The organism is Gilliamella sp. wkB7, assembly GCF_001693435.1.
Classification (GTDB): domain Bacteria; phylum Pseudomonadota; class Gammaproteobacteria; order Enterobacterales; family Orbaceae; genus Gilliamella; species Gilliamella apicola_N.
In genome coordinates this window covers 739,156-753,154 of sequence record NZ_CM004509.1, presented here as the reverse complement: position 1 = coordinate 753,154, position 13,999 = coordinate 739,156, and the positions used below count along the sequence as shown (strand labels likewise).

10 protein-coding genes and 1 pseudogene are annotated in these 13,999 nt (G+C 34.2%); 3 read left to right on the top strand and 8 right to left on the bottom strand.

The window, feature by feature from the left end; all coding sequences use genetic code 11:
• Positions 1-7 precede the first annotated feature (7 nt).
• Positions 8-1,291 (top strand): ammonium transporter AmtB, encoded by a 1,284-nt coding sequence (gene amtB, locus A9G17_RS03200; protein ID WP_065737470.1) that lies wholly within the window; start codon positions 8-10, stop codon positions 1,289-1,291.
• A gap of 291 nt (positions 1,292-1,582) precedes the next feature.
• Here the strand turns inward: amtB and A9G17_RS03195 are convergent, their stop codons facing one another.
• The 3 genes from A9G17_RS03195 to dsdX all read right to left on the bottom strand — a co-directional run bounded on the left by A9G17_RS03195 (position 1,583) and on the right by dsdX (position 4,985).
• The gene (locus A9G17_RS03195) at positions 1,583-2,062 is read right to left on the bottom strand and encodes a hypothetical protein (protein ID WP_065737469.1); all 480 of its coding nucleotides are present in this window, start codon (positions 2,060-2,062) and stop codon (positions 1,583-1,585) included.
• Between the two features lie 231 nt (positions 2,063-2,293).
• Positions 2,294-3,625, bottom strand: a complete 1,332-nt coding sequence (gene dsdA / locus A9G17_RS03190) for a D-serine ammonia-lyase (RefSeq protein WP_065737468.1) — start codon at positions 3,623-3,625, stop codon at positions 2,294-2,296.
• A 22-nt stretch (positions 3,626-3,647) separates the two neighbouring features.
• Entirely contained in the window at positions 3,648-4,985 is a 1,338-nt protein-coding gene (gene dsdX, locus A9G17_RS03185) for a D-serine transporter DsdX (RefSeq protein WP_065737467.1), read from the bottom strand.
• Positions 4,986-5,217: 232 nt separating this feature from the next.
• Between dsdX and dsdC the strand changes: the two genes are divergently transcribed.
• Positions 5,218-6,153: a DNA-binding transcriptional regulator DsdC gene (gene dsdC, locus A9G17_RS03180; protein WP_065737466.1), complete on the top strand. Its 936-nt coding sequence runs from the start codon at positions 5,218-5,220 to the stop codon at positions 6,151-6,153.
• 81 nt (positions 6,154-6,234) lie between these two features.
• Here the strand turns inward: dsdC and A9G17_RS03175 are convergent, their stop codons facing one another.
• The 4 genes from A9G17_RS03175 to fdhD all read right to left on the bottom strand — a co-directional run bounded on the left by A9G17_RS03175 (position 6,235) and on the right by fdhD (position 10,683).
• On the bottom strand, positions 6,235-7,140 hold the full coding sequence (locus A9G17_RS03175) for an EamA family transporter (protein ID WP_065737465.1): 906 nt from the start codon (positions 7,138-7,140) through the stop codon (positions 6,235-6,237).
• Positions 7,141-7,323: 183 nt separating this feature from the next.
• Complete coding sequence (locus A9G17_RS03170; RefSeq protein ID WP_065737464.1) at positions 7,324-8,565, bottom strand: nucleoside permease; 1,242 nt, start codon at positions 8,563-8,565, stop codon at positions 7,324-7,326.
• A gap of 61 nt (positions 8,566-8,626) precedes the next feature.
• Positions 8,627-9,445, bottom strand: coding sequence for a purine-nucleoside phosphorylase (locus A9G17_RS03165; RefSeq protein ID WP_065737463.1), 819 nt, complete (start codon positions 9,443-9,445; stop codon positions 8,627-8,629).
• A 428-nt stretch (positions 9,446-9,873) separates the two neighbouring features.
• Positions 9,874-10,683 carry a formate dehydrogenase accessory sulfurtransferase FdhD gene (fdhD, locus tag A9G17_RS03160; protein WP_065737462.1) on the bottom strand — a complete coding sequence of 270 codons (810 nt, stop codon included), beginning with the start codon at positions 10,681-10,683 and terminating at the stop codon, positions 9,874-9,876.
• A gap of 192 nt (positions 10,684-10,875) precedes the next feature.
• Here fdhD and A9G17_RS03155 point away from each other — a divergent pair, with 192 nt between their 5' ends.
• Complete coding sequence (locus A9G17_RS03155) at positions 10,876-11,406, top strand: DedA family protein (RefSeq protein ID WP_065737461.1); 531 nt, start codon at positions 10,876-10,878, stop codon at positions 11,404-11,406.
• Here A9G17_RS03155 and mscM read toward each other — a convergent pair.
• Positions 11,403-13,901 (bottom strand): annotated as a pseudogene (gene mscM / locus A9G17_RS03150) (miniconductance mechanosensitive channel MscM); the annotation flags it as partial. The gene A9G17_RS03155 and the pseudogene mscM sit on opposite strands and share 4 nt — an antisense overlap.
• Between the last annotated feature and the right edge of the window lie 98 nt (positions 13,902-13,999).

Genomic DNA, 13,999 nt, shown 5'->3' with positions numbered 1-13,999 from the left:
TATTATTATGTTGAAGAAATGTATTTTACCATTGTGTCTTATTTTTCCTTCATACGCCTTTGCAGATGTTGTTCTAGAACACGCGGATAATGCGGATAATGGTTTTATGATGATTTGTACTGCATTAGTACTATTTATGTCTATTCCTGGTATTGCATTATTCTATGGTGGTTTATTACGATCTAAAAACGTGTTATCTATGTTATCACAAGTATTAGTTACTTTTTCACTGATTTCTGTGTTATGGATCGTTTATGGTTACACGCTTACTTTTGGTGAGGGAAATTGGTTTTTTGGTGATTTCGAACATTTGCTCTTAGTAGGTATTGATATAACGGATGTTAATGGTTCAATTTATGAACTCATTTGGGTTGCATTTCAAGGGTCCTTTGCTTGTATTACATGTTGTTTAATACTTGGTGCTTTTGCTGAAAGAATACGCTTTTCTGCTGTACTAATATTTATGGTGTTATGGTTTACGTTCTCATACATACCAATGGCTCATATGGTATGGGGTGGTGGTATTTTAGGTGATGAAGGTGCTTTAGATTTTGCTGGTGGCACGGTTGTTCATATTAACGCTGCGGTTGCTGGTTTGATAGGGGCTTATTTACTTAAAAATCGAATCGGTTTTAATCGTGAGCCATTAAAACCATTTAATCTTCCTTATGTTTACCTTGGCGCGGCAATTCTTTATATAGGTTGGTTTGGATTCAATGCAGGCTCTTCAACTCGTGCTGATGAAGTTGCAGGATTAGCGTTTATTAATACTGTCGCAGCAACAGCTGCAGCGGTTTTATCTTGGTCATTTGCCGAATGGGTTTTACGAGGAAAACCGTCATGTTTAGGTGCCGCATCAGGTGTAATAGCTGGTTTAGTTGGAATCACACCAGCAGCAGGATTTGTTGGTGTAGGGGGCGCAATGCTTATTGGCCTTATTTGTGGCTTTGCAGGTGTTTGGGGCGTCTCTTCACTAAAAAGAATCTTAAAAATTGATGATACTTGTGACGTATTTGGTGTACATGGAGTTTGTGGTATCGTTGGTTGCTTATTGACGGGTATCTTTGCTTCAAAATCATTAGGTGGAATAGGCTATGCCGATGGAATAGGTATGACGACTCAAGTTGGAATCCAATTAATGAGTGTGATTACCTGTGTCATTTGGACGGCTGTTATCGCTTTTGTGGCTTATAAAATTGCGGATATTTGTGTTGGTTTACGCGTTAGTGAAGAACATGAACGAGAAGGTCTTGATATTAACAGTCATGGTGAAAGTGCTTTTAACAGTTGAGTTAAACTAACGAAATAGTTTATAGAAATAGAATCTCTTTATTAAAAAGTTTACCAACTAAATGTGGTAAACTTTTTATTTATATTGGTTAGAATATTTTTCTGCTTCATTTGTCTTCTTAGAAATGACCTTGTATCATCATAAATGATACTTTTTTGTTTGTTTATCTTAAGAGTTAATGTGGATAAAAAGTTGAATATATAAAATTATTGATTATCTTAACAAAGCAATATAAATAAAATCTACAGCATAACCGCTGTAGATTTTTTTATATTATTTAATATTAACTGATTAATCATCCCAAAGCATAATGGCATTATCATCCGTTAATATGAGTGGCGGAGCAAAAAGGTGTTCTTTGATTTTTGTTGGTATCACATTGATATTATTTAGATCAATCTCAACACAAGGGTAAATCTTTGCCATTTGTTTTAAACGGCTACCAAGTAATTGTTTGACTTTATTTGATTCTTTAGCTAAAGCTAATTCATCTTTTAAAATACCAATTTGTTTTTTATGATGTTCTGACTCAAAATTTTCACCAAATATAAAACGAAATTCTTTATTGCTTTCATTATGGTGTTTACAGTTGAATTCTTTATCTTTATATTCACCGTGATGTAATTTAAGCTCTTTGATGCGCAATGCAATAATTTCATTAATACTATCAGGATAATTTAATTTAGAATCTAAAAAACTTAATGTATTTGTTTCGGGTATTGATTCACTGCTCTGTACTAAGGTAAATAATGGTTTTTTATGTGTCTTCATTCTATAACTTCCTTTTTATTCAGGACAATAATATAACAATGTGTAGGACAATTAAAAAAACGATTGTTACTATGTTGTAAAGATGTTTTATGCCAATGTAATGTTTTAGTATAAAAATAAACTAAAACTGCCAAATTTTATTTCTACTTTCTCATTAATTTTCAGGGTGTTCTAATTTTGAAAAAAACACCATAAAAATAATTATTTATAATATTAACTGTTTAATTTATTTTATATTTTTGCTAGGCTAAGATATTTTCCCATTTCCTCCTTTGGAACCATGCCACCACCAGTTGCCCAGACTAAGTGTATCGCATTTGTTAAAATTTCTCGTGAAACATTAATTCTTTCTAAATATGTTGAATTTTTTTCAACATGTAATAAACCAAGCATTCCCGCTAAAGCTGAAGGTTCTAATTGAATTTGTTGTTGTTGATTTAATAAACCGAGTAAATCGTACATCTCTTGATCATTAATGGTGTAATAGCCATCAATTAATCTTTCCATTGCTCGTCCTACAAATCCAGAAGGTCTGCCTACGGCTAAACCGTCAGCAGCGGTGATATTATCAATACCAATATCTTGAACAGAAATATGGTTATGTAATCCAGTGTAAACACCTAAAAACATACAAGGTGAATGTGTTGGTTCAGCGAAAATGCAGTGTACATCATCACCAAAAGCAAGTTTTAATCCAAAAGCAATGCCTCCCGGTCCACCACCTACTCCACAAGGAAGGTAAACAAACAATGGATGTTGTTTATCCACTTTTATATTCATTTCAGTAAACTGTTTTTTAAGGCGTTCGCCAGCCACTGCATAACCTAAAAATAAGGTTTTTGAGTTTTCATCATCAATAAAAAAGCAATTAGGATCAGACTCAGCTGCTTTGCGGCCTTTTTCAACTGCAACACTATAGTCTTGATGGTATTCGATAACATTTACACCGTGTGAACGTAATTTCTGTTTTTTCCATTCGCGAGCATCACTAGACATATGAACATTAACTTTAAAACCTAATTTGGCACTCATAATACCAATAGATAGGGCTAAGTTACCTGTTGAACCTACTGCAATACTATATCGACTAAAAAATTGGGTGAATCTGTCAGAAAATAATTTGGTGTAGTCATCCTTTTCGGTTAATAAGCCATTTTCAATAGCAAGCTTTTCTGCATGGGTCAGTACTTCATATACACCACCGCGAGCTTTTATAGAACCAGAAATTGGTAAATGGCTATCTTTCTTGAGGAACAGACTTCCTATGATCTTGTGTTGATAACGGCTTTCAAGAACCGCTCTCATATTGGGAATCGCAACAACCTCGGATTCAATTACTCCTTTCGTTACTGCTGTTTCTGGAAATGCTTTACATAAGTAAGGTGCAAATCTTGCTAATCGCTTACTTGCATCCTTAACATCTTGCTTTTTAAGTGTTACATAAGATAACCCATCTGTCAAGTTCGTTATATTTGGGTTAAACCAAGCTGTTTCTTTTAGTTGTATTAAGTTAGCGACTAAAGGATATTTTTGTATTAACTTTTCAATATCTTTAGGGATCATAATTTATTCCTGTAATATATTTTTAAATAATATAAGATAGTAAAAAAGTACCTGCTAATACGACTAATGATGCAATAAAAGTGACTGATGTAGAGTATTTAAATATTTCATTTAATGTTGCGCCACAATATTGCTTAACTAACCAAAATAAAGAATTTATAACAATTGTGCGTCCAATAGTTCCCGAACCGCTTGCTAATGTAATGATTTCTGGACTTACGTCAGGGTAACGCGGTAAAATTGGCGAAACGACGACTGTTGAGTCCATCATTGCGACTGTTGCCGATCCTACCGCTGCATGTAAAATGATTGCCACTAACCATGCCAATAAAATCGAGTGCATATCTAAATGGGAAAAAATGCCAACTAAACCATCACTTAATCCACTATTTTTTAAAATACCGTTAAATGCTCCACCTGCACCAATGATTAATAAAATATTCGCAATGGATGAAAAGCACTTCTCTGTCTTAAATAAGAACATGGGTATAGCCATATTGCATCGAATGCCTAACATATGGTAAGCAACAAAGGCTCCTATAAACATTGCTGCAATAGGATTACCGATAAATTCTAACACTGAGTAACTAAAATAATTTTTATCCACAATAAAGTCACCTACTGTTTTTATTAGCATCAAAACAATCGGAAGTAATATTGTAAATAATATGCAACCTAAAGAAGGAAGTGTTTCTTCCGTTCTCTCTTTCGTATCTGAAAACTCTTCAGGTACTGTTTTAAAAGGGATCTTATTGCTAATGCAATTTAAAAAGATAGATCCTCCAATTAGCGATGCTAATAATTCAATAACCAATCCGTAAACGATTACAGTTCCAATATCAGCACACAATGCTTTGGTGACAAATAGTGCAGAAGAATGAGGTGGAACAATACAATGAACTGCCATTAATGCAGTGCAGAGAGGAATAGCTAGCACTAAAAGAGAAGTTTGAGTTTTTTTAGCAATTGAAAAAGCTATTGGAATTAATAAAACAACACCCACTTCAACAAACAGGGTAATACCGCAAATCAGACCTACCAGCACCATAATAACTTGTGGTGATAACCAGCGACATTTTTGTAATGTCAGTCCTATTCGTTCTGCTGCACCTGAAATTTCCATCATTTTGCCAAGAATAGTACCTAAACCAATTACCGCAGCTAAAAAACCTAATGTACTACCAATACCGTCTTCAATTGCTGCAATCATTTTTAGTAGGGGCATTTTCATTAACGCACCCACATAAAAGCTGGCAAGTAATAACGCTAAAAAAGGATGAAGTTTAAATTTTATGATCGAGATTACTATAAGGATAATACTGGTGATTAATACACTAATAATCCACAACTGCGAATCCATATTACCCTCCATTCTTTTTATTAATTGTCAGCTTTATTAGAAGTTTTTGGTGATAATTTGACAAATGATCAATAATGGTTTTAACCTGAATTAAATTCATCTATAAGTGTGATTAAAATCAAAAAATGCTAATATTTCAATAAATTTCGTGTAAATAATTATTTAGAAGCGTAAGCTTTGGAATGTTTATACATGAAATAGTATACTAATGGATTAGTAAAGGAGAATTATTATGTATGATGAAAATAGATTTTTTAATAAAAATCATGTTATTAATCGTTATCAGCTCTCTAAGCTGCATACGTTTGAGTCAGTCGCTCGTCATTTATCATTTGCATTAGCAGCTGAAGAACTTTGCATTAGTCCGAGTGCAGTAAGTCATCAAATTAATAAACTGGAAGATGAACTTTCATTTAAATTATTTCAGCGCTATCATCGACGAATAGCCTTGACTCATGAAGGTATGAACTTATTTAAAGTAGTCAAAAAGTCTCTAAATATTTTAAATCAAGAAATATTGGAAATTAAAAATCAAGAAGCTTTTGGAACTTTGACTATCTTTTCAAGACCTTCTTTTGCTCAAAATTGGTTAATTCCAAAATTATCACTATTTGCTAGGCACTATCCTTATATATTGTTAAACATTGTTTCAGGTAACGAAATTATCAATTTCAGTCGCCATCGGGTTGATCTAGCCATTTATTATGATGATCTGACTTATGATGATTTAACCTGTGAACATTTGTTAGATGAAACCATTATTCCCGTTTGCAGTCCTTATTATGCACAGCAAAATGATTTATATAACAAGATTGAGAATTTATCGAAATGCTTTATACTACATGACACTCAAGCGTGGGGATATGATTCAAATTTTGATGAATGGGAAAGTTGGGCAAAACATTTTTCCTTAACTTATGATTTTAATGAAATGCAAAATATATGTTTTGACCGTTCCGATTTGGCTGCAATAGCTGCAATAAATCATGCTGGTATTGCAATGGGAAGAAAGCAAGTCATTAAAAATTACCTCGAATCTGGCTTACTAATTACTCCATTTGAAGGGATGGAGGTAAAGTGCTCTCAACATTATTATATCTGTACACCAAAAGAGAGATATAACCCTAAAGCTGATTTATTTATCAAATGGTTAAAAAGTTATATGTAAGACTTTTTTAGCAAAACATTAGATTGATTAATATACTCACCTTAACTAAAGGTGCGGAAGTTAACCGCACTCACTCATAAATTACCTACTATTTTTAAAATGTTTTAAATTTGATAGTGCAATGGCCAATAGGATAATTATTACGCCCATCCATTGGTTAAAAAACACTAACTCTTTTAGATAAAGATAAGAACAGGTAACCGCCACGGGCAATTCTGCTGCTGATAGTATTGCACTTAATGAAATCCCAATTTTAGGCATACCCACTGCAAATAAAAATGGTGGCAAAACGGTACCGAACAAAGCTAATAAAAAGCCTAACTGATAAAGTTTATCACTGATATCGAGTTTAATGAAAAATATAGGCGGAAAAATTAAAAATGTCACAATGCAAGCGCCCGTTATCATCAATGCACTTTTTTCTAATTTCGGTAAATCATTACCAATATTACTACTTGTTGTGATGAATAATGAGTACATCAATGCGGCTAAAAAACCAAACAGACAGCCAGTTAAATTCAATTTAATGTCTTCATTAAAAATACCTGCAGCTAAACAGCTACCAAAAATAATTGCTATTACGGTTAAAATTTGAATGTTAGTTGGTTTATTTTTAAAGATAACAAAATCAATAATGATACTGATCCAAAGGTATTGCATCAATAAGATAATAGCAATTGAAGCGGGAACTAATTGTACGCATTGATAATAACAAATGCCCACTAATCCAGGAAAAATACCGACGGCACAGGCTTTCCATTTTTTAGTTAATTGAGGTTTTGGGGTTAAATCAGGTTTAGATTTATTCAGTGTTTTAACCAGAAAATGAATCAACCACAACATTATCATACCTAAAAAGCATTGAACACCCGTCACTTCGCCAAGTGTGTAGCCATCTTTATAAGCGGTTTTTACAATAGATGAGAGCACCCCAAAGCTACATGCTCCTAAAAAAACTAATAAACCACCCAAAAATTTCTCTTTCATATTTAAATCTCATTACTCTAACAAAATATTTTATTTAACACACACAATTAAAGCTCACAGGGGATATCCCCTGTGACTCTTAAATTATTTAATAATTAGTATAAAGAATACTAAACGAATCAGAACTGAATGAACGTTATTAGGTTTAGCTCATTAGTTTGACCAGTAAATTTGACCAGTAAATTATTGCTCAACAGGCTCTGACTTACTGTGGCGGTAGTTAAATGTAAAATAAAAAACTACTCCTAATACCAGTGCATAAGATGCAAAAATGATCCAAATTGTTTGCCAATCTTTAACACCGTCATGCGTGCACATATCAACAACAAAACCACTCAATATTGACCCTAAATAAGCACCAATGCCATTCACCATGGTCATATATAATCCTTGTGCACTCGCTCGGATATTTGGGCTTACTTCTTTTTCGATAAAAATAGAACCCGAAATATTGAAGAAGTCAAAGGCACAGCCATACACAATCATCGACAGCATTAACAGTACAAAACCAAATGGTGTCGGATCACCAAAAGCAAACAGACCGAATCTGAGTGTCCAAGCAATTAAGCTTATCATAATGACTTTTTTGATGCCAAATTTCTTAAGAAAGAATGGAATGGTCAAAATAAATGCCACTTCTGCCATTTGTGAAACAGATAACAAAATTGCTGGATACTGTACAATTAAGCTATTTTTAAACTCTGGAATTTTACCAAAATCATGTAAAAATGCACCACCAAATGTATTGGTGATTTGCAATATTGCGCCAAGTAACATCGCAAATAGAAAAAAAAGAACCATAGTGGGATTCTTGAATAGCACAAATGCATCTAAACCTAAACGGGAACTCCAAGACTGTTGCTGTGTTTTATTCATGTTAATGTTAGGTAACGTGGCGCTATACACCGCTAGCAAAACTGATGCCGCGCTCGCTACATAAAGCTGAGCGTTGCTCAATTCAAATTTCAGTAAGCTAATCATCCACATCGCAACAATAAAACCAATAGTACCAAATACCCTAATTTTAGGAAAAACAGCGACTGTATCTAATTTTTCCTCATCCAGACAGTGGTAACTGATTGAATTTGATAATGCAATGGTTGGCATAAAAGCAAATGCATTACATAACATCACCCAAAATAGCATTATCGAACTATTGACTGATGCAGCATAAAACAGAGCAATAGCACAAATGCAATGGCAAAGCATATACAAATATTTAGGTTGTAAAAATTTGTCTGCAATAATGCCAATAATACATGGCATTATTAATGCGGCTAAACCTTTTGTACTAAAAATCATTCCTACTTCGGCGCCTGAAAAGTGCAACGTGTTGAACAGATAACCGCCGAAAGTCACTAACCAGCTTCCCCAAATAAAATATTGGAAAAACATCATTATTTTCAATCTATCTTTAATGTTCATTATTTATCCCTAAAATAATGTGAACTTTTTATATAAAATAATAAATAATAAAAAGTATTGATTAAAAACGCGCTATTGTTTTAGTGATTAGCTGTAAAAATGTTGATTTAACACGCTCTGCTGTTTCAATTACTTCTTCGTGGCCTAAAGGTTGATCTAATATGCCGCATGCCATGTTAGTTAAACAAGAGATACCAATGGTTTTAATACCTGAATGATGAGCAATGATTGCTTCAGGTACTGTTGACATACCCACTGCATCCGCCCCTAAAACTCGAATCATTCTCACTTCGGCTGGAGTTTCATAGGTTGGTCCTGTCCACCATGCATAAACACCTTGTTGTAGTGTAATATTTAGTTCGTTTGCTACATCAGACACGATTTTACGTAATTGTTTATTATAAACTTCGCTTACATCTAAAAAGCGAACGCCAAGTTCTGGATTATTTGGTCCAATTAACGGGTTATTAGCTGTTAGATTAATATGATCGGTGATGAGCATCAAATCGCCTGGTTTAAAACTCGTATTTACAGCACCACAAGCATTAGTAATAATCAGTTTTTCAACGCCGAGCATTTTCATTACACGAACTGGAAAAGTAACCTGATCTAATGTAAAACCTTCATAATAGTGAAAACGGCCTTTCATCGCGATTACAGTTTTATCTCCACTTTTACCAATGACTAATTCGTTAGCATGTCCAACTGCGGCAGATTTCGCAAAATGAGGAATTGTGTCATAAGGAATGTGAACCGCATCTTCAAGCGTATCGGCAAAAGGGCCTAAACCTGAACCAAGAATAATCCCAATCGTTGGTTTTTTATCGGTATGTTGTTGAATAAAATTAACTGCTTGCTGTATATCAGATGTTTGATGCATGACTGTACCCTTTCAAATTATCGAAAAAAACGAAAAAAATGGGTGATTAAACATAATCACAAAAAACTTAGATGTCTCTTTACTAACAATTATTGTTAGTTTTGAGAAACAGAGTTATAAATAATATACTATTCAGTAAGAGAGAATAATCGATATAAATAACTCTATTTTTCATTTACAGAAAAAGATCACCTAAAAATCTACAAGAAAAACAAAGTATTTGTTATTCATAGTTGTATATTATGCTGATCTTCATGGAATAAAGAAAGATGCTTATTAATTTATCTTTCATTTAATTATGGGATAAAAATAGTTTTATTATTTTCTAATGTACTATTTTGGAATGCATCACATTGATAATATGAAAAAAATACTTTTTGAGTATCGTATGGTTATTTGATAACGCTTAGTTCAGATTAAATTTAATCTCATCCCAAAATACGCCCGAAATCGGAATAAATAACCCCTTTATCACCTCGAAAAAAACCAATCAACGTTAAGTTATTTTGTTTGGCTTTATCAATGGCCATTGACGTTGCGGCAGAAACAGCCAAAAGAATTTCGATTCCACAGATAGCTGTTTTTTGAACCATTTCGTAGCTAGCGCGGCTAGAAACCAGAATAACGCCTTTCTGTTCTCGATTACTCAATTGTTGCTGTTTTGCTCGATAACCGAGTAATTTATCTAATGCAACATGCCTACCGATATCTTCAAAGCCAGCTAAAAATTGCCCGTTTAAATCAAGCCAGACAGCAGCATGGGTACAGCCAGTTTGTTTGCCAACCAATTGAACTTGATTTAAGCATGAAAGAGAATCGCTAAAATTGGATAATTCGATTGTATCGTTTATTTGAAGCGGTGAAATACTTTGACAAACTTGCTCAATTTGTTCAGTACCACAAATTCCGCATCCTGTTCTGCCCGTTAAATTACGACGTTTTTCTTTTAATTGAGCAAAACGTCTTGATGATAATTCAATATTAACTTCAATTCCTTGCGATCTTTCAACGATATCAATGCCATAGATATCATTAACTGATTCAATTATGTTTTCAGTTAATGAAAAACCAATAGCAAAATAGTCAAGATCTTTAGGTGTTGCCATCATAACAACATGGGAAATTCCGTTATAAACTAAGGCAACGGGTTTTTCGATAGCTACTTTATCCGCTTGTGGGTTTTGTAATGTACTGTTACTGAATTTGGTTACTTCCAATGAAGTGGTTCCGATCGTCATAATTGAACTCTGGCTATTTTAATTGTTAACAAATAGGTTTTTTTATGATCAGCTTATTAATGTTAATAATGAGTAAATCAATACACTTATTATTATAAAAGCAGCCAATAATTAATACGCTCAAATCCTATACGTTTAATATTATGGTAAAATAAAAAGCTAATATCAATTGCTAATTTATCAAGTCAAACTATGTCATTACAAGAAATTACACATATAATAATGCAATTTATTCAAACACATCAAATGTGGGCATTGCCAATTATATTTTTACTGGCTTTTGGTGAGTCAATGGCTGTTATTTCCTTACTTGTGCCAGCAACTGCCATATTATTGGGGGCAGGCGCCTTAGTTGGCGGTGGTGCGATATCGTTTTTTCCTGTGATGATTGCTGCTTCAGCCGGAGCAGTTTTAGGGGATTGGGTATCTTATTGGTTAGGTAAGCACTACCATCAACAAGTGATTGCCTCATGGCCATTAAACAAACACCCAAAACTTATTTTTCGAGCCGAACAATTCTTTCAACGTTATGGTACGTTAGGCGTCTTTATCGGTCGGTTTTTTGGTCCATTACGAGCATTTGTACCACTCATTGCTGGCACGATGCATATGCCAGCAAGTAAATTTAATTTAGCTAATATCGCTTCAGCACCAATTTGGGCATTTGTGCTTTTGGCTCCCGGTGCATTTGGTGTACCTTGGTTAGAAACCCTATTTGGTTAAATCGTACCAACATTATAACTACGACGCCCACTTTTGCGACCAAGCGCTTCCAAATTGGTTTGTAAAGGTGGGAATGGTAATTGTAAATTGTGTTCACGGTAAGCTTCTAATATCAATTTATGAATTGCACTGCGTAGCCGCATACGGTGTCCCATTTCTGCTGCAAATACGCGTATTTCAAACAACTGAATACCTTCTTGAATGTCCACTAAAAACACTTGTGGTTCAGGATCTTTAAGTACATATTCACACTCTTCACAAGCCTGTTGTAGCAATTTGATCACAAGATCACTATCCGCATCAATGGTTGCGGGAATGGTTAATACAATTCGGGTTATTGAATCGGATAATGACCAATTGACTAGTTGCTCGGTAATAAATGCCTTATTGGGCATAACAATTTCTTTGCGATCCCAATCGACAATGGTAATGGCACGCGTATTGATTTTGGTGATATTTCCCGTTAAATCCCGAATGGTAACGGTATCGCCAATTCGCACAGGTTTTTCAAACAAGATAATTAAACCTGAAATAAAGTTTGCAAATATCTCTTGTAAACCAAATCCTAAACCGACACCTAATGCCGCAATAAGCCACTGAATTTTTGCCCAATCAATACCGATAAACGAAAACGCAATCATACTGCCTATCATCAAAACGATATATTTTGATACGGTTGAGATGGCATACCCCGTGCCTGGGGCTAAATCTAAATGTTGAAGAATACCTAATTCAAGTAGTGCTGGCAGATTTTTTACTAATTGAACGGTAATGGTCATAACTAAAATGGCAATACAAATAGCACCTAAAGTAATGTACTGTTCAACTTCGGTTCCATTTATTATTACACTCGTGCCCCAGAGTTTAATATTGTTCATAAAGGCAAAAGCTGAGTGCAATTCTGACCAAAGTAATATCATACTGATTAATGCTATCAGCATAATAATCGATCTAACTAACTGTAATGATTGAGCACTAATTGCATCTAAATCTATGACAGGCTCATCCATGTTGTCATTAATTGTTAACTCTTCCTCATGACTTCTAGCGCGTTGCATACGTTCTAGTCGGCGCTGTTTTGCTCGTTCAAATTCAATGCGACGTTTTTGAATCCACATCCAACGACGAATCATAAAATAGATAACTAATAAACCGAACCAAATAAAAACAGAAGCTTCAAGGCGACCTAATAGAACTTGAGCCGTTGATAAATATCCTAAACAGGCAGCGATAATGGCTAACCACGGAGCACTTAATAAGATAAACCATAAAATATGGCTTAAGAGATTATCACCTGAGCCTTTTTTATCTATATACAATGGAACACCCGCTCGGTGAATTGAGTTGCTCATAAATACCAATGCAAAACACAAAATAATAAAGGCACTACGACCAATAGTAGCAGCGAATTGGCGGTTACTAAATTGATCAAAACTCATCACAATCATTACAAGGGGGATCACTAACCAAACTGAAAGTTTATAATATTTCATTGCTTCACGGACGTTAGCTTTTGACCAGCCAAAATGGGTAATAAAGAGTCCTGATTCTTCCGCAAAATGAGCCGTGATTATAAAGACCCATAAAATCGGTGCTGCAGCATTAACACCATAGCCTAGTGCTATAGCTACCGGATAATCCCAATTAATTTGTTGTAATGCATAACCAAAAACAGCCCATAAAATGGGTACAGGTAACGCCATGATTAATGAGTAAACAACCACTTTTAACGTTAATGAATAACTGTCTTGGGTCACTTTACCCACACGCGCAGCGGATTTGTTTAAAAATGCATAATATTTAGCTCGCATTTTGAAATGTGCGAAAACAAATATTATGGATAATGTTAATAAAAATAGTAACTTAGGTGAAGATAATATTTCACAACTGGCATTATAGAGTTGAGTTAGGGTATCAATAGAAAAAAGAACATAAACCACATCTTTAGCTAAATTTACTGGATATTCCAACGAAATTGGATTTACATCGGCAACCCAGAAAAAATAACGATGTGCAGCATCATTAACTTCATCGATGGCATTGGTTAATTGCTTATTGGATATTTTTAATTTTGTTAACTCCAAAATAGTGGTATCTGTACCTGAAATTAACGTTTTAAGCAATTCGCTTTGTTCTCGAATTGATCGGCGATACTGGCTGGCAAGTTTTGAACTATTAAGTTGGGTTGATAATATAGGATAGTTCTCTAATGCCTTTAAATTATTACTGTAATTTAATTGCTGAACTTTTGCTTCCGCTATTTCTGCATCAAGTGGTTGTGATTTTGGTTTTTCTGGTAGATTTAACAATTGTTGGCGAAGTGTTTCGCCAAGTGCAGTTGAAAAGCTTAACCATTCCCCTTGTTCAGCAAGGGTTGATAATGTATTTTGAACATGCGAAATTTGCGTAGTAATATTATTTTGTTCATTAGTAATGCTGGTTAAATGTGTTTTTTGAAGTTCTAAATTTTGACGGAGTTCATCATTTTTATCACTTATTTGATTGACTGTTTGTGACAGTTCTTCTTCATTATCAATGGTAATAGCTGTTTGTTCAGCTAATGTTATTGATGTAAACAGCAATAAAGCACAAC

Coding starts and splice junctions, on each gene's coding strand:
- amtB (WP_065737470.1), top strand. CDS start 8: ATGTTGAAGAAATGTATTTTACCATTGTGTCTTATTTTTCCTTCATAC.
- A9G17_RS03195 (WP_065737469.1), bottom strand. CDS start 2,062: ATGAAGACACATAAAAAACCATTATTTACCTTAGTACAGAGCAGTGAA.
- dsdA (WP_065737468.1), bottom strand. CDS start 3,625: ATGATCCCTAAAGATATTGAAAAGTTAATACAAAAATATCCTTTAGTC.
- dsdX (WP_065737467.1), bottom strand. CDS start 4,985: ATGGATTCGCAGTTGTGGATTATTAGTGTATTAATCACCAGTATTATC.
- dsdC (WP_065737466.1), top strand. CDS start 5,218: ATGTATGATGAAAATAGATTTTTTAATAAAAATCATGTTATTAATCGT.
- A9G17_RS03175 (WP_065737465.1), bottom strand. CDS start 7,140: ATGAAAGAGAAATTTTTGGGTGGTTTATTAGTTTTTTTAGGAGCATGT.
- A9G17_RS03170 (WP_065737464.1), bottom strand. CDS start 8,565: ATGAACATTAAAGATAGATTGAAAATAATGATGTTTTTCCAATATTTT.
- A9G17_RS03165 (WP_065737463.1), bottom strand. CDS start 9,445: ATGCATCAAACATCTGATATACAGCAAGCAGTTAATTTTATTCAACAA.
- fdhD (WP_065737462.1), bottom strand. CDS start 10,683: ATGACGATCGGAACCACTTCATTGGAAGTAACCAAATTCAGTAACAGT.
- A9G17_RS03155 (WP_065737461.1), top strand. CDS start 10,876: ATGTCATTACAAGAAATTACACATATAATAATGCAATTTATTCAAACA.